The sequence below is a fragment of the Pseudoxanthomonas wuyuanensis genome, from assembly GCF_900215535.1.
Taxonomy (GTDB): Bacteria; Pseudomonadota; Gammaproteobacteria; order Xanthomonadales; family Xanthomonadaceae; genus Pseudoxanthomonas_A; species Pseudoxanthomonas_A wuyuanensis.
Window position 1 is genome coordinate 1 of the sequence record NZ_OCND01000008.1, and the last position, 23841, is coordinate 23841.

The 23841-nt window shown below is 65.8% G+C and carries 14 protein-coding genes; 5 read left to right on the top strand and 9 right to left on the bottom strand.

Features of this window, described 5'->3' with window-relative positions; all coding sequences use genetic code 11:
* Positions 1 to 155: 155 nt before the first annotated feature.
* The 9 genes from xylB to CRO39_RS15295 all read right to left on the bottom strand — a co-directional run bounded on the left by xylB (position 156) and on the right by CRO39_RS15295 (position 19726).
* Entirely contained in the window at positions 156 to 1688 is a 1533-nt protein-coding gene (xylB, locus tag CRO39_RS15255; protein WP_097122828.1) for a xylulokinase, read from the bottom strand.
* A 55-nt stretch (positions 1689 to 1743) separates the two neighbouring features.
* Entirely contained in the window at positions 1744 to 4119 is a 2376-nt protein-coding gene (locus CRO39_RS15260; protein ID WP_097122829.1) for a glycoside hydrolase family 95 protein, read from the bottom strand.
* An 8-nt stretch (positions 4120 to 4127) separates the two neighbouring features.
* On the bottom strand, positions 4128 to 6977 hold the full coding sequence (locus CRO39_RS15265; RefSeq protein ID WP_097122830.1) for a TIM-barrel domain-containing protein: 2850 nt from the start codon (positions 6975 to 6977) through the stop codon (positions 4128 to 4130).
* A gap of 93 nt (positions 6978 to 7070) precedes the next feature.
* Positions 7071 to 8816: a DUF5597 domain-containing protein gene (locus CRO39_RS15270; protein WP_141400825.1), complete on the bottom strand. Its 1746-nt coding sequence runs from the start codon at positions 8814 to 8816 to the stop codon at positions 7071 to 7073.
* Positions 8817 to 8821: 5 nt separating this feature from the next.
* Entirely contained in the window at positions 8822 to 10750 is a 1929-nt protein-coding gene (locus tag CRO39_RS15275) for a sialate O-acetylesterase (protein WP_097122832.1), read from the bottom strand.
* Positions 10747 to 12600, bottom strand: a complete 1854-nt coding sequence (locus CRO39_RS15280; protein ID WP_202926279.1) for a glycoside hydrolase family 2 protein — start codon at positions 12598 to 12600, stop codon at positions 10747 to 10749. Before CRO39_RS15280 ends, CRO39_RS15275 begins: the two co-directional genes overlap by 4 nt.
* A gap of 66 nt (positions 12601 to 12666) precedes the next feature.
* Positions 12667 to 14886, bottom strand: coding sequence for a WD40/YVTN/BNR-like repeat-containing protein (locus tag CRO39_RS15285; RefSeq protein ID WP_425479711.1), 2220 nt, complete (start codon positions 14884 to 14886; stop codon positions 12667 to 12669).
* 548 nt (positions 14887 to 15434) lie between these two features.
* Complete coding sequence (locus CRO39_RS15290) at positions 15435 to 18389, bottom strand: TonB-dependent receptor (protein ID WP_238394569.1); 2955 nt, start codon at positions 18387 to 18389, stop codon at positions 15435 to 15437.
* 377 nt (positions 18390 to 18766) lie between these two features.
* Positions 18767 to 19726 carry a LysR substrate-binding domain-containing protein gene (locus CRO39_RS15295; RefSeq protein WP_097122834.1) on the bottom strand — a complete coding sequence of 320 codons (960 nt, stop codon included), beginning with the start codon at positions 19724 to 19726 and terminating at the stop codon, positions 18767 to 18769.
* 272 nt (positions 19727 to 19998) lie between these two features.
* On the opposite strand from CRO39_RS15295, the gene CRO39_RS20990 reads away from it, so the two are divergent.
* From CRO39_RS20990 to CRO39_RS15315, 5 genes are read left to right on the top strand one after another with little or no spacing between them, the layout of a single operon-like run.
* Positions 19999 to 20154: a hypothetical protein gene (locus CRO39_RS20990; RefSeq protein ID WP_162125737.1), complete on the top strand. Its 156-nt coding sequence runs from the start codon at positions 19999 to 20001 to the stop codon at positions 20152 to 20154.
* Positions 20151 to 20786, top strand: coding sequence for a 2-dehydro-3-deoxy-6-phosphogalactonate aldolase (locus tag CRO39_RS15300; protein WP_097122835.1), 636 nt, complete (start codon positions 20151 to 20153; stop codon positions 20784 to 20786). The genes CRO39_RS20990 and CRO39_RS15300 overlap by 4 nt, the downstream gene beginning before the upstream one ends.
* A complete protein-coding gene (dgoD, locus tag CRO39_RS15305; protein ID WP_097122836.1) occupies positions 20783 to 21931 on the top strand; it encodes a galactonate dehydratase in 1149 nt (382 codons plus the stop codon). Before CRO39_RS15300 ends, dgoD begins: the two co-directional genes overlap by 4 nt.
* Positions 21932 to 21935: 4 nt before the next feature.
* The gene (locus CRO39_RS15310; RefSeq protein ID WP_238394568.1) at positions 21936 to 22856 is read left to right on the top strand and encodes an SMP-30/gluconolactonase/LRE family protein; all 921 of its coding nucleotides are present in this window, start codon (positions 21936 to 21938) and stop codon (positions 22854 to 22856) included.
* Positions 22853 to 23755, top strand: a complete 903-nt coding sequence (locus CRO39_RS15315; RefSeq protein WP_097122838.1) for a 2-dehydro-3-deoxygalactonokinase — start codon at positions 22853 to 22855, stop codon at positions 23753 to 23755. Before CRO39_RS15310 ends, CRO39_RS15315 begins: the two co-directional genes overlap by 4 nt.
* The last annotated feature ends 86 nt before the right edge of the window (positions 23756 to 23841 follow it).

Genomic DNA, 23841 nt, shown 5'->3' on the forward strand with positions numbered 1-23841 from the left:
GGAATGCGGCCGATGCCGGGGAAGTATTCGCGGGTACCGATGTAGGGAGTGCTGGTCATGGCTGGTCTACTGGGGAGTGGGGAATGAGAAATGAGAAATGAGGAGTGAGAAATGAGGAGTGAAAAATGAGGAGTGAGGGGTGGAAGGCTGCTGGCCTATGCGCTTCCCAGTCCCGGGTCCCCCGCCCCCAGTCCCGGCTTTTCGTACCACCGACGGACCGCATCCAGGTGACTGAGAAAGCGCCGGTAGCCTTCGTCATAGGCGGCCGTACGCACCGTATCGGGCTGGGCCGACAACGCGGGTTCCAGTGCCACATGCTCCGTCGCCAGCGCCGCCAACGATACCGCGTCGCCGCGTTCATGGCGCAGCGACCATAGCGCCTGCAGCGCCGCGCCGAACGCGGCGCCTTCGGCCTGCTCCGGTACGTCCACCGGCAAGCCGAACACATCGGCCACCATCTGCCGCCACGCGGCGCTCTTGCTGCCGCCGCCGGTCAGCACGATGCGCTCGAAGGCCATGCCCGCGCGCACGAAAGCGTCGTAGCCGTATTTCAGGCTGTAGGTAGCGCCCTCCATCGCCGCGCGGTAGGCATTGGCCGGGGTGAGGTTCAGCAGATCCATGCCCATCAGCGCGGCGCGGGCGTTGGGCAGGTCGGGGGTGCGCTCGCCGTTGAAGAACGGCAGCAGGGTCAACCCGCCCGCGCCCGGCTGGGTGGCATCGATCAGTGCGTCGCCATCGCGCGTCTGCAAACCGAACAGGCGTGCCACGTTTTCGGTAGCCACGGTGCAGTTCATCGTGCAAATCAGCGGCAGCCAGCCGCCGGAGGAAGAACAGAACGCCGCCCAGGCGCCGTCAGCGTCGACGACCGGCCGGTCGGCATAGGCGAACAGCGTACCGGAGGTGCCCAGGCTCATCGACAACCGTCCGGCCACCACACTGCCGGTGCCGATGGCCGCCATCATGTTGTCGCCGCCGCCCACCGCCACGCGCACGCCCTGCGGGAGACCCAGCGTATCCGCCACGCCGGGCAGCACGGCAAACGTGGTGCCCAATTCCACCAGCGGCGGCAGGCATTCGGAAAGATCGCGCTGCGGGTCGATCGCGGCCAGCAGTTCCGGCGACCAGCGCCGCGTGCGCACGTCCAGCCAACCGGTACCGGAAGCATCGCCGTACTCGGTGAAGCGTTCGCCGGTCAGCCAGAAGTTGAGGTAGTCATGCGGCAGCAGGATGGTCGCCAGCCGCGCATAGGCGTCCGGCCGGTGCTTGCGCGTCCACGGCAGTTTGGAAGCGGTATAGCCGGCCAGGATGGGATTGCCGGCCAACCCGATGCAGCGCTGCGCACCGCCCACGGCTTCCATGATCTCGTCGCATTCGCGCTGGCTGCTGGTATCGCACCACAGCTTGGCCGGCGCCAGCACCGCACCGTTGCGGTCCAAAGGCACGAAGCCGTGCTGCTGTCCCGATACCGACAAGGCGGCGATTCCGGCGCGCGTGGCCGCATCCAGTTGCGCGAAGCAGGCGCGCACGCCGTCGATCCACCACGAAGCCAGCTGTTCGCGGCTGCCGTCTTCGCTGCTGGCGAGTTCCAGCGGCGCGCTGGTGGCCGCCACCACCTGCCGGCGTTCGGGGTCGTAGACGACCAGCTTGATGCTCTGGGTACCCGCATCGAGGCCGGCGACCAGACTCATGCGGAAGCCCGGCCGCACCGGGCCTGCCCGGCGCTGTCCGGGGTACGACGCTTGTTCATGCTTTCACCAGCTTGCCATTGCGTAGACGCAACGCGGCCGATTGGCCCGCGCGCAGTTCGATATCCAGATTCTGTCCGCCATACACTACGTCATAGCGCCCGCCGCGTTCGCTGCGCAGCAGCATGGTGTGCAACTGGCCGTCCTTCCAGCTCAGATCCACCGTGGCGGCATTGCGCACCTTCAGTCCGCTTGCCGAACCCGCACGCCATTCGGCCGGCAGCGCCGGCAACAGGAAGATCGAGCCGCCCCAGCTTTGCAGCAGCATCTCGGTGATGCCTGCGGTGCCACCGAAGTTGCCATCGATCTGGAACGGCGGATGCGCGTCGAACAGGTTGGGATAGGTCCGCTGCGGACTCAGCAGCATGCGCAGGATCTTCAGCGCGCGCTCGCCGTCGCGCAATCGCGCCCACAGGTTCAGGCGCCAGCCGATGCCCCAACCGGTGGCGTCGTCGCCGCGGATTTCCAGCGACCGCCTGGCCGCCGCCGCCAGCTCCGGCGTATCGCGCACGTTGATCTGGGTACTGGGATGCAGCGCATACAGATGCGACACATGGCGGTGGTTGATTTCCGGCGCCTGCATGTCCCAGTCTTCGCGCCATTCCTGCAGCTGGCCGGCGCCGCCGATACGGTCGCGCGGCAATCGTTCGCGCAGCTGCTGCAGTTGCTGCGCGAAGTCCGCATCCACGCCCAGCAAACCGGCGGCCTGGATGCACTGGGCGAACAGATCGCGCAGCAGCTGCGAATCCATCGCCGGGCCGGCGCAGACCGCGGCGCCGTGCGGGTGCTCGTTCTCCGGTGACATCGACGGATTGGTGACCATCTCGCCGGTGGCCGGATCGCGCACCAGGGTGGCGGCGAAGAATTCGGCCGCGCCCTTGAACAGCGGATAGATCCTGCGCAGATAGGCCGGGTCGCGGCCGTAGTCCCAGCGGTCCCACAGCGCCTGCAACAGCCAGGCGCCGCCCATCGGCCACAGGCCCCACTGCGCGCCATCGATGGGACTGGTCTGCCGCCACAGATCGGTATTGTGGTGCATCACCCAGCCGGGCGCACCGTACATGGTCCGGGCGGTACGCGCACCGGCTTCGGCCAGTTCGAACAGCATGCGTTCCAGCGGTTCCACGCACTCGGGCAGCGCGTTGGATTCGCTGGGCCAGTAGTTCATCTCGGTGTTGATGTTGACCGTGTACTTGCTTTCCCACGGCGGCGACATCAGGTCGTTCCAGATGCCCTGCAGATTGGCCGGCTGGGTACCGGGCCGCGAACTGGAAATCAGCAGATAGCGCCCGAACTGGTGGTACAGCGCCGCCAAAGCCGGGTCATCGCCGTTGGCGAAGTTCTCTACACGCTCGTCGGTCGGCAACCGTCCGCCGTCGCCGTGGCCCAGATCGATGGCAACCCGGCGGAACAGGCGCTGGTGCTCGGCCACATGCGCTGCGCGCAAGGCTTCGAAGCCGCGCTTCTGCGCCGCTTCCAACTGCCGCTGCGAAATCGCTTCCGGATCGCCCCCGATATCGTCGTAACGGCGGTAGCTGGTGGCGGCGGTCGCCAGCAGCAGCACCTCATCCGCGCCTTCAATCTCGATGCGTTCGCCGCGCACGCGCATCGAACCGCCACGCGGAATCGCCCGGACCCGCGTCGCGAAGGTCAGCTTGCCTTCGATGCCATGGCGCGATCCGTTGCGGCCGCGCAGCAGCAGGCCGTCTTCTCCGGCAACCACTTCCGACTGCTGATCGCTGTCCAGCGCCACCCGCAGGTCGATGGCGCCCGGCCGGTCGGTCGACAACCGCATCACCACGCATTGGTCCACCGGCGAAACAAACGCCTCGCGGGTGTGCAGCGTCTTCCAGGTGTGGAACTGCGTGCGCGCTATCGCGGTGTCCAGATCGAGTTCGCGGCGGTACTCGGAGGTATCCGGAACGTCGCGGATGTCCAGCACCAGATCGGCCAGCGGCTGATAAGGCATCTGCTTCATCGGGCGCGCCATCATCTTGGCATTGGCCAGCGCTTCGGCTTCGGCATACTTGCCGGCGAAGATCAGCCGGCGCACTTCCGGCAATGCTTCCAACGCGTCCGGCGACGTCGGGTCGTACGGACCGCCGGCATACAGCGTGTCTTCGTTGAGCTGCAGGCGTTCGTGTTCGATACCGCCCCAGACCATCGCCCCCAGCCGGCCGTTGCCCAACGGCAGGGCTTCCACCCAGCGCGTGGCCGGCCGCCGGTACCAGAGCTTGAGCGCATCGGCGCTGGCGGCGCCGCCGGATACCGGCTGCGCCGCCGCGGTTGCGAACGCCCGCGGCGCCAGGCCGGCAAGCGCGAGTCCCGCGCTCACCGCCTTCAACAACGCCCGTCGCGTCGTGTCGATGCTCATGCGTGCGCTTACTGGCCGGCCGGGCGGCGGACCGTCAGCGCCGTGCCGTCGTACTGCACGGTGGCATCGGTGGCCGGTTCCAGCGCACCGGCGTCGGCGCGCGGACCGCTGACCCAGCGCACGCGGATTTCCCGTTGCGCCTGCATGCCCGGGAACGCACCTTCGCGCGCGCCGATGCTCAGCTCACCGGTCTGTTCGTTCCACGCCAGCGGGATGCGGCTGAACTCGCCCTTCTCGTAGCCATAGCCCTTGCCGTCATCCTCGTACAGCGAGAACTGGCCGTCGGCACCGGTGTAGACCACCACGGTCAGCGGTGCGTCCGCCTTTTCGTCCACGTACTGCTGCACCGGTCCGGTCGGCACGATGGCGCCGGCACGCACGAACAACGGCATGCGCGTCAGTGGTGCGGCCGCAGTGATGGTCTGGCCGCCGTCATAACGCTGACCGCTGTTGAAATCGATCCACGACGTGCCCGCAGGCAGATAGACCTGGCGGCTGGTGGCCTTGAACTCGGTCACCGGCGCGACCAGGAAGGCCGGCCCGAACAGGTACTGATCGTTGATGTCGCGGACCTTGGCATCGCCCGGGAAATCCATCGCCATTCCGCGCATCATGCTGCCGTCGCGGTGGTAGGTATCGCCCGCCAGCGTGTAGATGTACGGCAGCAGCGTGTAGCGCAGCCGGTTGTAGTAGGCCAGGCTGTCGTAGACCGGGGTGCCTTCCGGGGCGATGTTCCAGATTTCGCGGTACGGGAACTGGCCGTGCGAGCGGAAGATCGGCGCGAAGGCGCCGAACTGGAACCAGCGCAGGTTCAGTTCGCGCCATTCGGCCAGGTGCGCAGGCTCCTGGTTCTCGTAGCGCTTCTCCACCGCAAAGCCGCCGATGTCGAAGGTCCAGTTGGGCAGGCCCGACATCGAGATGTTCACGCCAGCGGAGATCTGGTCGCGCAGATCGTCCCAGCGCGACACCACGTCGCCGCTCCACACCGCGGTGGCGTTGCGCTGGGTGCCGGCATAGCCCTTGCGCGACAGGATGAACACGCGCTTGTCCGGTTCGGCGGCACGGTCGCCCTGGTAGACGCCATGGGTATGCGGCAGCGGGTAGGAATTGAAGAACTCGGTGGAAGACCCGATGGCGGTCGGTGTGGTGCGCGCCTTGCGCTCGCCGACGTCGATGTTGGAATGCAGATCCGGCTCGTCGGCGTCCAGCCACCAGGCATCGAACCCCTTGCTGTTGAGCTTTTCGTTCATCTGGCGCCAGAAGATGGCCTGCGCCTTCTCCGAGTACGGATCGTAGAACGAGCTCAGATAGCCTTCGCCAATCCAGTCCTTCTCGCCCACTTCGATGTTGCGCTTGTACATGAAGCCGGCGGCGTCCAGTTCCTTGTAGTTGTCGGTGGTGGGATAGAACTTGGGCCACACCGAAATCATGATCTGCGCGTGCATGTCGTGCACCTGCTTGACCATGCCGTCCGGATCCGGGAAGTGCGTCTTGTCGAAATCGTGCGAACCCCAGGCGTCCACCGGCCAGTACGACCAGTCCAGCACGATGTTGTCGATGGGCAGCTTGCGCTTGCGGTACTCGGCCAGCGCGCCGACCAGTTCGTCCTGCGATTTGTAGCGTTCGCGGCTCTGCCAGAAGCCGTAGGCCCACTTGGGCAGCAGCACCGACTTGCCGGTCAGCTGGCGGTAGCCGGCAATGACCTGATCGGACGAATCGCCGGCGACGAAGTAGTAGTCCACCATCTGCCCGGCTTCGGACCACAGCGACAGATCCCTGGCTTCATCGGCCGGCAGCGGGTCCCGGTGCAGCAGCGCGATGTAGCTGGGGTCGATCAGATCCCACTGGATCCTGACCTTGCGGCGCTGGCCCGGCTGCATCTCCAGCGCGAACTCGTGGTGCCAGGGATTCCAGTTCTGCCGCCAGCGGTCGATGGTCAGTTCGCCGTCGACCCACAGTTTGGCGTACTCGCTGGCGTACAGCGAGAAAGTGTGGCGGCCGGCGCTCTGCGCCTCGATTTCGCCTTCCCACACCACCTGCATCTTCTGGCTCTCCGTGCCCTTGCCTTCGGCCGGAAAGTTCGCCAGATCCTTGATGTACTGGTAGTTGACTTCGGTTTCGCGGCGCTCGACCTTCTGCACGCCGTCGACCAGGTAACGCGCGGTCAGCGCACCTTCCTCACCGCCGGCGTCGTACAGCTTCAGGCGGTTCGATACCGGCTGCAGGCCGCGCGGGTCGCCCATCCGGGTGATGGAGTTGTTGTCCCACAGCAACCCATAGTTGCGGCTGGAGACCAGGAACGGCACCGCCATGTCGATATTGTGTTGCAGCAGCTCGACATCGCGGCCCTTCTGGTTCATCCAGCCCTGCTGGTGCTGGCCGAAACCGTAGATGGCCTCGTCATCGGGCGATTCGAAGCGCTGGCGGACGCTGAGGTAGGAGTTGCCCCCCACTTCCAGCGGCTCGAAGCTGCGGCCGCCTTCGACTTCCGACAGCATCGGCTTGCCCTGCTTGTCCAGGAAGCTGACCCGGCCGCTTTGCAGCGACACCTCTGCGGTCACTTCCGCGGTGGTCAGGCGCAGCGTGCCGTCGGCGCTGTCGACTTCGAATGCCGCATCCGACTTGCCGTCGCCGACCCGCATCAGGCTGGGACTGCGCTGGAAGTCGCCATCGGGGTCGGCGCTGACCCGGATGATGCCGGCATCCACCACTTGCAGGCGCACCGGAGCGGCCCCTTCCTGCGACGGACGCACGATGACGCCGTTGTCGGTCTTTTCATAGGCCTGCCCGGCCTTGTCGCCGCCGCAGCCGGCCAGCAACGCCACCAGCGGCAGGGTCAACCCGATTAGATAACGCATGCTGCTACTCCCTTCGTAACCACTCGATTCGTTTGGCGGGACCGGCTTGGCCGGCCCCGGTCTGCATCGGCGGAGCGCGCTCCGCCATCAGGATCAGTACGTTGCCAGCTTCACTCTCAGCAGTTGCGGCGCGCTGGAGAAGTTGAGGCCGTAGTCGGTCTGGTCGCCGTTCCAGCGGCGCTGGAACACCCACTCGCCGTCCACGTACGTGCCTTCGTCCACGTAATCGTAGATCTGGCGCCCGGCCACGGCCGGATCCGCGGCATGGAGATTGATGCGCGCATGCGCGCCGGCAACCAGGAACTCGTCCGGCCCCAGCTGCACCACCAGCGCACGGCCGATGGGCTCCGGGTTGCCGGGTGGCTCGCCCTGGAACCAGAACTGCGGCACGCCGTAGGTCACCGTCATGTTCCAGCGGTCATCGATCTTCAGCGTCTGCACCGGCTGGCCCGGTTGCTCGGCGGTGCCGCGCACCTTGCCCTCGAAGCTGGCCTGGGCAATCACGCGCGCCGCCGGGCGAACGATGGCGTAGTTCAGCGCGAACGATGCCAGCGTCTCCTCGTCCATGTGCTTGGCTCCGAGCGGCCAGTTGGAATAGCGCGAATAGTCGACGCCGAACGGCGCCCAGCCGATCGCCTGCTGGCCCAGCGCGGAGAAGAAATAGCGCGAATACTCCTCGCGGTTGCCGGTCTCGGCCACGAACAACGGGTTGTCCGGCCGCGAATAGCGCTCCAGCACCGTGGTGTAGTGCGTGTACTCAGGCATGTAGATATCCGGCGCGAACAGGTCGATATGCGGCGCCGCGGCTTCATACACATCCAGCACGTTGTCGGTCGGCCCGCCGCTGGCGTACTGCCCCGGCTGGCCCGGATTGAACGGTCCGCGCAGCGCGCCATTGATGTACATCGGCAGCGGGTAGGCCGCCTTGCCGGCTTCGGCCACCTGGTCGATGTAGTGGGCGATATGCCAGGCATGGAAGAACTCGTCGGCATCGGCGCCGAACGCTTCGCGCCAGGTGCCTGGCGACTTGCCAAACTTCTTCAGCAGGACTTCGGGCACCGGGCCCTCGAACAGCTGCTGCGCCAACGGAGAGAAGTCGCGCACGCTGCCGTAGGTACCCGGCTCGTTCTGCGGCTGCACCATGATCACGGTGCGCTGCGGGTCGGCGGCCTTCAGGTGCTTCATCAGTTCGACGAAGGCCTTGCGGTCGGCATCCAGCGTGGCCTGGGCGTGCGGCGACAGCGAGTTCAGCGTGCGCCCGTCGGCGGTGATCACGCGCGGGAAACGGGCGTTGTCCAGCTTCACCCAGGCCGGCGCGTAGTTGGGCCCGTTGTTCTTCCAGGTGGCGAACCACAGCAGGATCAGCCGCACGTCGCGTTCGCGTGCCTGCGCCAGCAGGGTGTCGACGAACGAGAAATCGAACTGGCCTTCGGTCGGCTCGACCTGCTCCCAGGCAACCGGCACCATCACCGTATTCGGCTTGACCACGTCGATCGCCGGCCAGACGTTTTCCAGCGCGGCCGGGTAGTTGCTGGAATTGTTGACCTGCGCGCCCAGGATCAGGAACGGTTGGCCATCCACCAGCAGCGCGTGGCGGCCGCTTTCGGTCACCACTTTCGGAATCGGCGCTTCAGTCGCGGCCGCAGTCGCCGCCGCCGGCGCGGCGGCGGCGGTCTTGCCGGCATCGGCATCGACGTCCGCGCCCGCAGGGGCAGACGGCTTGCCGCCGCAACCTGCAAGCAGCCCCGACAGAAGAAGCACTGCCGCCCCGAGACGGGAGGCTTTCGCGTGCGACGGCGGCGACGCCCCGGGACCATCTGCGTACGATCGTTTCGTCATCGGAATCACCACTCGGTTGTACGGAACGGCGAAGCCGGCAGGCCTTCGCGGTTGCTCAGATCGGCGTCGGTGGGATTGTCGCGCCAGGCATAGCGCACCGCGGCCGGTTGCGGCACCTGGCTGCTGTGCACCATCACCGTGGCGCCGACGATACGCGCCTGCGCCGGGTGGAACACCCGGTCGGCGCCGGCGATCTCGAAGCCGTGCACTTCATCGCCGCCGCCACGCACGGCCAGCGTGCTGCCCTGCAGCTCGAAACTCAGCACGGCGCGGTGGTCCTGGACCGTCATGCCGCGGTAGACCGGCCCCGAGTACACCAGCTTCTGGCCGTAGGCCAGATGCCGGGCGGCCAGCGCCAGGCGGTGGCCGACGGTGCGCTTGTCGCGCGGATGGATGTCGTCGGCGTCGCCGACATCGATGATCACCGCCTGCGCGGTGGCCGGCAGCGCCAGCGTTGCGCTCTGCGATTCGCGCAGCACCGCCCACGGGCTCTGCACGTTGCCCTGCGCGTCGGCGGTGTCGCCGGCGGAAATCCAGTTGGCCAACTGCGCCCACAGGAACGGCAGTTCCGGCGCATTCCAGTCCGCGCGCCAGCCGCGGATCATCGCGGCGAACAGCTCACGGTACCGTTGGTCGCCGCCCGGATAGGCATTGGACTCGCCCTGGTACCAGATGAAACCGCGCAACGGATACGGCTGCAGCGGGCGGATCATCTGGTTGTACAGCAGCGAATCGATCTGGTTCACGCCATCCTGCAATGCGACGCGGATACCGGCGGTGCGGAACTTCCACGTGTCCGCGAGCGGCCGGCGCTGGCCGCCGGCCGGCTGCAGGTACACCTGCGCGGCGCTGCCGCCGATGCCGCCGTTGCCGCCGGTGTCGGTCACCTTCACCGCGATGGTGTTCAGGCCCGGACGCAGCACCGCCGCCGGCACCTTGTACACGCGCGGCACGTTCCAGCTCCTCTCCATGCCGCCGATCCGCTGGCCATTGACCCAGGCGATGTCGTCGTCGTCGATCTGGCCCAGGCCGAGTTCGAGGTCGCCTTTCGCCTCGCGGGCGCTCAGTTCGAACGTGGCGCGGTACCAGGCGACGCCGTCCATCCCGGCATAGCCTTGCGTTTCCCACAAGGCCGGCACGCGGATGTCGGCCCAGTCGGATTCGTCCAGCCCGGCCACCGTCCAATCCGCGTCCTGTGCGGGCGGCGCTTGCCAACGCGCTGTCAGCGCCTGCGTCTTGGCCGCTATCTCATCGTGCTTCGCTTGCCTCTGGCGCATCTTCTCCGCCAATGCGGCCGCATCGAGGCCGAGCATGTCCGGATCCATCCAGGCCTCGATCGAGCTGCCGCCCCAGCTGCTGTCGATAATGCCGATAGGCACGCCGGTGGTTTTGCGCAGTTCCTGGGCGAAGTAATAGGCCACGGCCGAAAAGTCGGCCACCGCCTGCGGCGATGCCGAGGCCCAGGCGCCGCCGGTCAGCCGCGCTTGCGGCTTTTCGGACCACGACTGGGGTACCTTGAAATGCCGTATCTGCGGATCGTCGGCGCGGGCGATCTCCGCTTCGGCACCGTCGGTCTCGCGCAGCGGCCATTCCATGTTCGACTGCCCCGAGGCCAGCCATACATCGCCGACCAGCACGTCCTGCACGGTGACGGTTTCGCCGTCGCCGCGCACGCGCAGCGCATAAGGACCGCCGGCGGCATGCGCGGGCAGTTCGACGCGCCAGCTGCCATCGGCAGCCGCCTTCGCCGTAGCGCTGCGGCCATCGAAATCGACCTGAACCTTCGCGCCCGGCGAGGCCCAGCCCCACACCGGCAACGGCCGGTCGCGCTGCACTACGGCGCCATCGGAAAACAGCAGTGGCAGCTCAACCCGCGCCTGCGCGCATGGCGACAGCAGCAGCAACACCCCCAGCCAGGCAAGGGAGGGCTTCATTGTTCAATCTCCTGGTAGTAGTTCCGGATCACCTGCCACGCCAGCTTGCGCTCGCCATGCTCGGACAGCAGGCCCTTGCGGTTATATCCGTTCTGGAAAGGATGCAGGCGCACCGGCGAGCGGAAATCCGACATGACCCACGGCGCCACGCCGCGCAGGAACGGAATCCGCCTGAGCATGCGCAGCTGCTTGTCGTAGAACTCCGCCTGGAATTCCTCGTTCCAGGCACTGGCCACATCGCTGGCGCCACGATTGCCCAGCCGCGCCTCGGCGCCGAACTCGGTGATCAGCAGCGGCTTTCCGAACGGCTTCCACTCCGCCTGCTCGGGTTCGACCGGCCAGGGCGTGTACCAGCCGAAATATTCGTTGACGCCGACCACGTCCAGCGACGCGATCAGCGGATCGGCAAAGGCCAGCGTATTGCCGTGGAAACCGGGCCCGTAGAAGGCGGCGCTGACCAGGCGGGTCGCATCCAGCTGCCGGCTGTACTGCGCCAGCGCCGCAAGCGCGGCATTGCGTTCGGGGCTGGGCGCGGTTTCGTTGGCGATGCCCCACAGCGCAACCGCCGCGCGGTTGCGGTCGCGGCCGATCATCTCGGCCAGCATCGCTTCCATCTTGCCGCGCATGTCCGCATCGGCGAAGTCGATGCCCTGGTAGACCGGAATTTCCTGCCACAGCAGCAGCCCCATGCGGTCGGCCAGGCGCACCAGGTGTTCGCTGTAGGGATAGTGCGCCAGACGGATGAAGTTGGCGCCCAGTTGCCTGGCCTGTTCCAGCAGCCGCTGCGCGTCTTCCTGCGAATGGGCGCGGCGGCTGTCGATCTCTTCGTGCAGATTGACCCCGCGCAGGAAGATGGGCTCGCCGTTGAGCAGTATCTCGTCGCCACGCACGGCAATGCTGCGGAAACCGATGTCTTCCTCCACCGCATCCTGCGGCGTGGATACCGCAACGCGGTACAGCCTGGGGTTCGTCGGCGACCATAGCGCGAAAGGCGCCTGGAACTGCAGCTTCGCCACACCATCGGCGCCGGCCTGCACGCGTACATCCACGTCCAGTTCGGCAATGCGCACGCGCACCGGTTGCCGCGGCGCGGTGCCGGCCAGCTTCACCCAGCCTTCGACCTGATTCAGTGAGCCTGGCGCCAGCTGGATGGCGTAGTCCTGGATGTAGGTCGCCGGGGTTTCCACCAGATCCACGTCGCGGGTCAACCCGCCGTAATTGAACCAGTCAAAGCCTTGCGCCGGAATGCCGTCGCGGCGACGCTCGTTGTTGACATGCACCATCAGGCGGTTTTCGCCGTCGCGCACCTTGTCGGTCAGTTCGAACTGGAACGGGGTGAAGCCGCCTTCGTGGCTGCCCAGCTTTTCGCCGTTGAGGAAGACATCGGCCTGATAGTTGGCGCCGCCGAAATGGACGAACAGGCGCCGCCCATTCTTGCTCGCGACGGTTCGGTCATAGTCGAACGCTTTGCGGTACCACACCGATCCTTCCAGCCAAGTCAGTTCCGGGCGCTGGGTATTGAAGTCGCCGGGTACGTCCAGGGTGAAGCTGTCGTCGAAACCGTACTCGTAGAAATCGTGCTTGCCGGTGGCGGTCTTGTCCTTCCACGCCGCCTTCCACTCGCCAATGCCCGAGCCGTAGGCATCCACCATGGCTTGCCAGGCACCGTTGAGGCTGCGCCGCTGGCGTGCCGGCACATTGGTCAGCGGCGCCGGAACCGCGGTAGCCGCCTCCACGACCGGAGCGGACGTGGTAGCGGCATCCTGCGGTCGAGCCGTGTATCCCTGCGCCTGCGCCAACAGCGGCGAGCACATCAAAAGAATGGCGGTGAACTTGCGAACGCAGCGCATGCCAGCCCCGTCAGGGAAGTTCAAGCCCACAGAATGCGTACTGATGTTATTTGGCTCCTTCATGGCTCAGCGCGGATCGCCATATACAATTCCTCGGCCGCCGGTGGCGAAGTACACCCTGCCATACAACCGCGGGTCCCCGGTGACGCTATAGATCTTGCCGAAGCGGTGCGCATCGTCATCGATGCACTGCCAACTGTTGCCGTCATCGTCAGAACGGAACAGGCCGGTCTTGCCCGCGACCTGGCCGAACAGATACAGCGTCGGCGTCGTGCTGCCCTGCCTGGGTTTGCCCAATCCCAGCGAGAAGGCGTTTTCGACGCTTGGCAGCCGCTCCAGATTGCCTGCCGACCAGCGCAGCAGGCCGCGCCAAGACGCGGTGAGATAGACCACGGCGCTGCGCTGCGGGTCGGGATGGAGCTCGGGGCGGAACCAGTCGCCGAATTCGCCGACCGCGCCCTGGACCTCCTTGAACTCGACGCCGCCGTTGCCGCTGACGTACAGCTTGCCGGTCGCGCCATCGAATCCGTAATAGATGCCTTCGTCGACGCGATCGGCTTCGATTACCGCGGTGCCCGGCACGCCTTTGACCTTCTGCCAACGCCCGCCGAAGTCGGCGGTGATCCAGGCGCCGGCGTTCTTCGGCTGCCAGATCACGCGCTTGCCGTCGGCGGCGATGGTGATGTGGCCGGCGCCCTCGCCTTCCGGCGGTTCGCTGGCGAACAGCTTCCAGTTCTTTCCGCCATCCAGCGAGTACGCTGCGCGCACCTCGTTATTGTTGCGATGGCGTACTGTGCCGCTGCGCACGATGATCGCCGGCGCCTGTCCGGCATAGGCGATGCTTTCGCCGTTTGTCAGCCGCGGCCCGGCAAACTGCAGCGGCGGCACGGCCAGGTCGTCATGGCGGAAACCATCGATGTCGCCGATTGCGCTGAGCAGATGCGCACCTTCCGGCGGGCTGATCAAGTCCAGCGGGACGGTTTCTTCCAGGTAAGTGTTCTTGAACCACCACTGCACGCGCGACGTGCCGTCATCGAACGCGGTCAGATTGCGTGAGGCCCAGATGCCGTAGCCGGTGACGAACATCGCTTCATCGGAATTGAACGGGTCGATTTCGATATCGGCCATCCAGTGCGGCGTGTGATCCGCCGTCCACGCCGAGATGCTGTGGTCGAAGTACGAACGTGCGAACAGCGGCTGCCAGCTGGCGCCGCCATCGGTGCTGCGGAAGATGTCGTCGTGTGGGCCGTAACGGGTGAATGTGCTGGCCAGCAGAACCTGCGGATTCTGCGGATCCACCGTCACCGCACCCCAACCGAAACCATCGCCCTCGGTGTCGGTGGATTGCGGCGCCGGCGTGATGTCGGTCCAGGCGCCGGTGGTGGGAACGAACTTCCACACCGCGCCGTCGCTCATCTTGTCCGGACCCGGCAAGTCGGCATAGCTCAAGTAGTAGGTACCGTCGCTGCCGCGAGCCATATGGTTGGGGCGCAGCCCAACCGGCTGTCCCTCCACCGCTTTCCAGCTGCGGCCGGCATCTTCGGAGACGTAGAGACTGGTTTCCTGCGTGGAAACGCCGGCATAGATGCGCGGCGTCGGCGCACCCGGCTGGCCGCTGACCGGATCGAATTCGACGAAGACGATGCCGATCCGCTGCTCGCCGTTCCAGCCCGGGACGCCCGCCGCGGACGAAGACGCGATGGCGGGAAAACTCTTCATTTTCGACCAGCGTGCGCCGTGGTCTTCGCTACGCCACAAACCATCGCGGCGGGTGCCGAACAGCAGCACGCGGCCATCATTGGGATCCACCGCCAACCGTTCGCCATTGCCGCGCGAAAGCTCGTTGCCGCCCAGCTTGAACGGCAGATCGGTGCGCTGGAATGTGGCGCCGCGATCCTGCGAGCGCAGAATGGCGCCGTTGCCGACCTTGGGATTGGTATAGGTGCCGGCGGCCAGATACACGCGCGAAGTATCGGATGGATCGATGGCCAAGCTCTCGATACCGGTCAGATTGACGTCCTCGACGCCGATCCAGTCGGTCAGCGCCACCCAGCGCTTGCCCGCATCGTCCCAGCGATAGGCTCCGCCCACATCGGTGCGCGCATAAGCCAGCCCGCGTTCGCCCGGGTGATAGGTCAGCCCGGTGACGAAACCGCCGCCGCCGATGGCCACGTTCTGCCAGCGGTAAGGCGCATCCGCCGCACCCGCCAATGGCGCCGCACACCCCAACAATACAAGCAGAACCGGTCGCAAGCGCCACCTCATCTGCGCACCAAAGGAAACCATCCTGTTGGTCGAAGCGCGTGAAGCAGAAGCGGAAATCAGCGACATCGGCAAACGGTCTCCATCAGGCGTGGTAACAACGGAAGCGACGAACCGGGCGAAGAAGCCACCCGCCTGCGCCCATGCGAGGGAGAGACTGCGCGGACAGAGGCGGGTGGACATGCCGGATGCCTGCTGCGCCGACCATCGCCCAAGACGCATTGGCATCCCTACTTCGGAAGCATCGGCGCCCCTTCCCGATGGCTGGAACAGTGCGAGTAGTTCCTGGCGCAGAAACGCAGCATGCGAAGCAAAACGAAACTCAGTTCAACCGCAGGATAGGCGGCCGAGCCATTCCATACCAATGAAATATTCGCCGCGATCTATACCTCTACCGAATGATGCAACGCACCATGTTAGTGGGAATCCGTGGATTGCAGGGTTTGCCGTGCAAAGACAACATCGACAGCGGTGAATCGTGCTGCGGCAGTCAAACTCTGATCAGCAGCGGAGCACCCGGCAAAGAAAAGGGGAGGGGTTGTGCCTCCCCTCCCCTTGCAACCATATCGCGCTTAGAACGTGACGCGGAGCGTCGCAGCGTAGCGCCTGTCGTTGACGTACCAGGAGGTGACGCGACGGCCGGCGCCGTTCTGGTCCATGATGGTGCGCTGCTCGGCGTTGTTGATATTGTTCACTTCCAGGCCGAGCGAGATCTTGTCATTGAACTTGTAGAAGATCGAACCGTCCAGCTGGCCGAAGGCATCGCTGTACACCGGTAGCTTCCAGGCGATGCCGCCGTCGCCGCCGTTGTAGCCATTGGGTCCGATCGACAGCAGGTACTCGCTGCGCCAGTTGTAGGCCAGACGGATCTGCCAAGGTCCCTTCTCGTAGAACGCAGCCACGTTGTAGGAGTTCTTGGACAGGCCATCGGCCGGCAGGTCGCCGAATGTCGAGCCATCGGTGTCGACCGGCTGCGTATCCAGATTGTTCGGCACCTTGGTGGAGCTGTCGATGTAGGTGTAGTTGGCCGACATGCCGAATCCGTCGAACGGAGCCGGCAGGAAGTCGAAGAACTGGGTCCAGCCGATCTCCGCACCTTGGACGCGTGCCGTACCGACGTTCACCGGGCGCGTGATCAGGTATTCGTATTCGTTGCCGTCGGCGCCCGGATAGGTAACGAACTGCGACTGGCGACGGAAGTAGTCCTTGATGTCCTTGCGGAAGAAGTTGACCCAGGCCATGCCGCCCTTGTCCGGATCGAAATACCACTCCAGCGACAGATCGAACTGGTTGGCCTTCATCGGCTCCAGGTACGGGTTGTCGTAGGAACTGCCGGTCAGATCCAGATCGGTGACCGGCAGCGTCTGGATGGGGTCATCCGGACCCGGCTGCTCAATGCCAGTCTTCGGGCTGGCGTTCAGTACCTGATAGGCCTGCATGTCGCTGAACGCCGGACGGGCGATGGCCTTGGACGCGGCGAAACGCAGGATGACGTTATCGATCGGTTCCCAGCGCATATTCAGGCTTGGCAGGACGTCTGTATAGGAGTTGCTGGCCTTGACGGGCTCCGATTCGCCTGCACCCAGGTAGGGCGCATAGGCAACATTCGGGTAGATCAGATAACCGCTGGCGGCGTTTTCGGTGCGCACCACGCGCACGCCGATGTTGCCGTCCAGACGTGCATTGTCCAATCCGAAATTCAGCATCGCATAGGCGCCCCGGGTCGTTTCGCTCTGGATGTTGGTGTGCTGCTCATCCAGTTCCGTGGTCGAGTAAGAGATGCAGCAGGCGTAATACGGGGCAGCGGCATCGTGGATGGCCTGGTAGCTGCCCGGAAAACCAAGTGCCGTCGCCAGCACCGGCGCATAGAAGCCCCCCGGCGTGTTGGCGTCGCCGCGATAGAAGTTGTTGAACGTATTCAGGTGCACCAGGCTGGAATTGATTTCGCTGTTGAGGTCCAGCGGTGGCATCCCATTGGTCAGCGCCCATCCCTGCATCCAGGTCTGGAACACCGGCTTCCAGTTATAGCCGGTATCGATGCTGGTGGCATCGCGTTCGGTCACGCGCACGCCGAACTTGACCGCCTTGATAAAGCCGTTGTCGAAGCTGTGCTTGAGGTCGGCGCGCCAGGTCAACTGCTCGGCTTCGTTGTCGTCCCGATGGTCCATCGTGAAACCCCAATAGTAATTGTTGGGGTTACCGGTGAACTGCTCGTCGACGCCGATCGACGGCCTGCCGCCCCTGAGGTCGACATCGATATACGGCACGTTGACGCCCAATGACACCGTGGAATCCAGGACGTTGGTGGTGGCCTTGATGTACTGGAAGTCGGTGGTCAGTTCGGTGGCTTCGCTGAGCGACCACTTCAGGCCCAGCGAGAAATCGGTGGTCTTGGATTTGCGGTGGGAGGCGCGGATATCCGTGCCCATCGGAACGCCACCGGGCTGGGTGAGCCGGCCGGAGCGGAACACGTTGCCGTCCAGCTCATAGGGCTGGCTGGTGTCGAGCCCTACCGCAAGTGGATCGTTCGAGACGAAGATGGCATCCTCGTTCCAGAGTTCGTCGTATCTGCTCTGGAAGGCGGTGGCGTAGAGTTCGACGTCGTCGCTGGGGCGCCACTGCAGGGCCACGTAGGCGCCTTGGCGCTCGCGTTCGTATTCCAAGGTGCGCCAGTCGGCGCCGCGCGGCAGCCACAGGTTCTCGTTGGTGCCGTCGCCGTTGAGATCGGTATTGCTGTTGTTGAAGAACGGGCGCACGAACATGCCGTCGGTGCGGGTGGCCAGCTCCGAGTGCGTGATATCGACCAGCAAGCCGACCTTGCCGGCGCCGGTGTCCCAGGTATTGCTGTACAGCGCGGAAGCGGTAGGCTTCCATTTCTCGGAGAAGTCGCCGTAGTTCCCGCTGAGGCTGCCGCTGATGCGCTGGCCATCGAAATCGAACGGCATGAAGGTGCGCAGATCCACGCTGCCGCCCAGACCGCCCTCGATCATGTCGGCCTTCTGGTTCTTGTAGACGTCCACGCCGGCCATCAGTTCGGCTGGCACGTCGGCGAAGCTCAGGGCGCGGCCACCGGAGGCGGAGAAGCTGTCGCGGCCGTTGAGTTCGGACCGGACCTGGGTCAAGCCACGCACCTGCACGCCGCCGCCTTCAGCTGAGAAGTGTTCCGGATCGCCCACCGACAGGAAGCGGTCGATGGTTACGCCGGGGATGCGCGACAGCGTTTCGGTGATGCTGCGGTCGGGCAGCGCGCCGATGTCCAGCGCGGTAACCGAGTCGACGAAGGTGTCGGAGTCGCGCTTGATATCCTGGGCGCGGTAAACCGAACCGCGGATGCCGGTGACGACGACCGTCTGCAGCTCGGTGGTGGCCTTCTCTCCCTCTTCTTCCGAAGGCGCGGCCTGTTGCGCATAGGCCGGCGCCGACAGCATCAGGGCGACGCCCAGCGCCAGCGCAGTGGGTTGCAGCTTGTGGCCGTTGTGACGACCCGCACGATGGACCGCCGCGCGGCGGCTCTGACGCGATGACATGGTTGTTCCCTCCCAGGACTCAAACGATGACTGAATTATGTTGTGCGGACCGTGTGCGTCTACGCGCAGCGACAGTCCATTGGGTTCAACTGGTGTTGGTTTTCGCTTCCGGCGTGCGGATGGCCGGTTTTCCGCCGGTACCGCCGCCACTGCCCCGATGGGCCATCTGACTGTCCTGCCTGTCGTGTCAGAGGTCACAAAACCGTCAAGCAACGACTTCGTGCGCAGCATAGGCATGGCATGCCATGCCATACCAATGAAATATTGGTCGACTTCTATACCTGTTTTGGAATAGGTGGGCCGAGTCGGCCGGCCTGTGGCGGGCTAGGCCGGGCCATCAATGGGGGGTGCCGCCGTTTTCAGTAGCGCCGGGGAAGTCACCGGCCCGACGGCTCCGGATACAACCGACGGGCGGTCGTTCGCAGGGCATCCAGCACCCGCTCGGCACCCGGCGACAGCAGTTGGTCGCGACGGCGGATGATGCCGAACGATTCCATGCGCACGCCCAGATCGATGGCGACCACGTTCATCTGCGCGGTCTGCAGGTATGGAGCTACCGATTCGGCCGGCAGTGCGGCCAACAGGTCGCTATGGCGCAGCAGGTGGATGATCACCGGCAGCGAGGCGGTCTCAACGATGTTCTGCGGCGGCGACAGTCCGTATTCCAGGAACATCGAATCCAGCCGCGCACGCAGCACGCTGGCCGCAGGCGGCATGATCCAGCCGTATTCCAGTAGGTCCGCATGGCTCACCTGGCTGCGCCCGGCCAGCGGATGGCCGGCGCGCACGATGACCGAGTGCGGCTCGTCCGCCAGCGGCTCGAACTGCAGTTCGCCGGCGCCTTCCGGGCCGATGATGCGGCCGATGACGATGTCCAGTTGCCCATCCAGCAGCTTGGCCACCAGCGGCCGGCTGTAGTCCATTTCCACCCGGATCAGGATGCCGGGAAAATCCCGTTTGATCGCGGCAATCGCCTGCGGCACCAGATTGGTGCCGGGATTGACCACGGTGCCGATGGCGGCCTGGCCGGTCAGCCCGCTGCGCAGCGATGCGATCTCGTCGTAGCCGCGGCCGATCTCCGACAGCGCCGAACGCGCCCGGCGGATCAGCACCTGCCCGTACCAGGTCGGCTCCACGCCGCGGGCGTGGCGGTCGAACAGCGGCACTCCCAGCAGGCTCTCCATCTCGGCCAGCAGCTTGGATGCCGCCGGCTGGGTCATGTTGGCGGCTTCGGCCGCGCGCAGCACCGAACGTTGTTCGTACAGGTGCAGCAGCAACAGCAAGTGACGGGTTTTCAACCGCGACGCGTTGAACCAGCTGGTGCTCGGTTGGACCATACGGCGACCTTCCCTTCCTCGATTGCAGTGCTGTGCCGTTCAAGTATTCGCACGAGGAATAGCATATGACGAAAATTTCATTTGTCGAATATATATTTGCGAGCAAGGCTATTGGGGTGTAATGCCAGTTCCGCGAGGAAGCGCCGGTGCAGATTCCGGCGCCCGACCGGCCTGGAAAAACGCACCGCCAGCACACCCGTGTACGACTGTCCTGCACAAGGAGGGCGGCGGCCAATGTCGTTCAAGTGCATGTCCTGCCTGGAGGAGGGTCCATGGCGTATTTCATCGGCATCGTCGAAGCCGCCGGCTGCCTGCCGGCGCACCCACTGCGCCTGCCCGCATCCCACCGCAGCGTTGGGGCTGGCCGAACACCGGCATCCGGCGGCTGGCGCACGCCGGCGGCGGCATTGCGGCCGGTCCGCCCATGACGGATGACGCTACCCTGGCCACGCCGACATTCCGGTTGCCGCTGATCGCCATCCTGCGCGGCATTGGCCCGCAGGAAACATTGGCGCATGTGCAGGCGCTGATCGAGGAAGGCTACGACGCCATCGAGATTCCGCTCAATTCGCCGGACTGGGCGCGCAGCATCGGCGATGCGGTAAAGGCGTTCGGCGAACGCGCCTGGATCGGCGGCGGCACCGTATTGACACCGGTTGATGTCGACGCCCTGACGGATCTGGGCGCGCGTTTCATCGTCACCCCCAACACCGATCCGCTGGTCATCGCGCATGCGCGGCGGCGCGGCCTGCAGGTCGTGGCCGGTTTTGCCACTGCCAGCGAAGCCTTTGCCGCCATTGCCGCCGGCGCGCAGATGCTCAAGCTGTTTCCCGCTTCCACTTACGGGACCGGCCATGTACGCGCACTGCGCGCGGTATTGCCGTCCCTTCCCTTGTTCGTCGTCGGTGGCGTCAGCGCCAGCGCGCTGTCCGGCTACCTCTCGGCCGGCAGCTGCGGCGCCGGCATCGGCGGCGAACTCTACAAACCAGGTCAGCCGGTCGAGCGCACGCGGGAAAACGCGCGCGCCTTCCGGCAAGCCTATCTGGATACCCTGTCATGAAGATTGTGCGCCTCAGCACTTACCACGCCGCGCCGCGCTGGCTGTTCCTCAAGGTCGAGACCGACGAGGGCATCACCGGCTGGGGCGAACCGGTCATCGAGGGCCGTGCGCAGACCGTGGAAGCGGCCGTGCACGAGCTGTCCGACTACCTGATCGGCCAGGATCCGTCGCGCATCAACGACCTCTGGCAGACCCTGTACCGCGGCGGCTTCTATCGCGGCGGCGCGGTGCTGATGAGCGCCATCGCCGGCATCGACCAGGCCCTGTGGGACATCAAGGGCAAGGCGCTGGGCGTGCCGGTGTACGAACTGCTGGGCGGCAAGGTGCGCGACCGCATGAAGACCTACCGCTGGGTCGGCGGCGACCGGCCCGCCGACATCATCGCGCAGATCCACGAACTGAAGGCGCTGGGTTTCGACACCTTCAAGTTCAACGGCACCGAAGAGCTGCGCCTGATCGACAACGCCGCCGCCATCGATGCGGCGGTGGCCAAGGTCGCCGAGATCCGCGGCGCGTTCGCCAACGATGTCAGCTTCGGCATCGATTTCCACGGCCGCGTCAGCGTGCCGATGGCGCGCGTGCTGCTGCGCGAACTGGAGCCGTACCGGCCGCTGTTCGTCGAAGAGCCGGTGCTGCCGGAACAATCCGAGTACTACCGCCGGCTGGCCGATTCGACCTCGATTCCGTTGGCGGCCGGCGAGCGCATGTACTCGCGCTTCGAGTTCAAGCAGGTGCTGGCCGATGGCGGCCTGTCGATCCTGCAGCCGGATCTTTCGCATGCCGGCGGCATCACCGAATGCTTCAAGATTGCGGCGATGGCCGAAGCCTACGACGTCGGCTTTGCGCCGCACTGCCCGCTGGGCCCGGTGGCGCTGGCGGCCTGTCTGCAGGTCGACTTCGTCGCCCACAATGCGGTGCTGCAGGAACAGAGCATCGGCATCCACTACAACAACGGCGCGGATCTGCTGGATTACGTGCTGAACAAGGAGGATTTCCGCTGCGACAACGGCGACATCGCCGCATTGCCCAAGCCGGGACTGGGCGTGGAAATGGACGAGCAGAGGCTGCTGGAAGCCAGCCGCCATCCCCCGGCCTGGCGCAATCCGCTGTGGCGCCACGCCGATGGCAGCATTGCCGAGTGGTGAGCCGGTGAGCCGCCTCGACGAAAGCGGCTCCGCGCTGGCCACGCTGGCCATCGACAGCCGCTGCGTGCTGGCCGAATGCGTGCTGTGGTGCGAGCGCCGCCAGACGCTGTTCTGGACCGATATCGATGCCGCGCAGCTGTGGATGCATACGCCCGGCAGCGGCGTAACCCGGCAGTGGTCGCTGCCTGAAAAACTGGGCAGCCTGGCGCTGTGCGACGACGGCCGGTTGCTGCTGGCGCTGGCCAAACGGCTGGCGCTGGCGGACGTGGACGGCGCGACGGACTCGCTGCCGCTGCAGTACCTGGCCGATATCGAACCGGATCTGGCCCATACCCGCAGCAACGACGGCCGCTGCGACCGCGACGGCAATTTCGTCTTCGGCACCAAGAGCGAGCGCTCCGATCGGGCGCCGGCGGGATCGTTCTACCAGTTTTCCACGCGACACGGCCTGCGCCGCCTGCCGCTGCCGCACGCCGTCATCCCCAACTCGATCTGCTTCAGCATTGACGGCCGGACGATGTACTACTGCGACTCGGTGCAGCCGGCGATCTTCCGCTGCAACTACGACGCGGCCGGCGCCGGCGTTTCCGACGCGCGCGTCCTTGTCGCGCTGGAGCACCCGGATGGCTCGCCGGACGGTTCCATCATCGACGCCGAAGGCTGCCTGTGGAACGCGCAATGGGGCGCCGGCCAGGTGGTGCGCTACCGCCCCGACGGCAGTACCGACCGCGTGGTCGCGGTTCCGGTGAAAAATCCTTCCTGCTGCGCGATTGGCGGCGATGCGATGGACCGGCTCTACATCAGCAGCGCGCGCGCGGAACTGGAAGCCGATGAGCTGGCGGCCATGCCGGCTTCCGGCGGCATCTTCCAATGGCCGCTTGGGCGCGCGCTCGGGCTGCCGGAAAGCAGGTTCCTGACCGCATGATTGCCGTCGACTGGGGCACCAGCAGCCTGCGCGTCTACCGGCTCGATGCCGGCGGCGCGGTTATCGCCCAGCGCCGCGCCGACCTCGGTATCGCCGCCTGCCAGGGGCAGTTCGCCGCCACCCTGCTGGCGCAGATCGAAGGTTGGGACGATCCGTGCATCGTCCTGTCCGGCATGGTCGGCAGCCGCCAGGGCTGGATGGAGGTGCCCTACGTCGATTGCCCCGCCGACGCGGCAACGCTGGCCGCGGGCGTGGTAAGCCTGCAGCCGCCGGAACTGCCGGGCCGCACGCTTTGGTTCGTCCCCGGCGTTGCCGACCGCAGCAACAGCCAGACGCCCGACGTGATGCGCGGCGAGGAAGCCCAGATCTGCGCGCTGATCGAAGCGCTCAATCACGGCAGCCACATGATCTGCCTGCCCGGCACCCACAGCAAATGGGTCACCGTAAACCAGGGCCGCATCGACGGCATCAGCACCGCCATGACCGGCGAGGTCTACGCGGTGATGCGCCAGCACAGCCTGTTGGGCAGGTCGATGAACCAGGAGGAGACGCGCTTTGACGCCTTCGCCTTCGATGCCGGCCTGCGCCGCAGCGGCATGGCGGGCGGGTTGCTGCACCATCTGTTCGGCGTGCGGACGGCCGCATTGTTTGACCAGCTCTCGGCCAGCGAATTGCCGTCGTATCTGTCCGGCCTGCTGATAGGCCATGAAATCCGCGCCTCGGACCTGTTCCAGCGGGTGCCGCGGCCGGTGCAGGTGCACCTGATCGGCAGCGACCGGCTGTTGTCGGCGTATGCGCATGCGCTGGTCTCGCTGGGCGTTGGCGTGCAACGGCACTCCGAACAACTGGCCGCCACCGGCATCCATCGCATCGCGCGACAGCGCGGGCTGATCGACTGAAACAGGACGCAGCTGGCGCTGCGTTCCCCTCTCCCGCAAGAGGAGAGGGCACACGCGCAGCGGGTGGGAGAGGGGCGGGCGCAGCG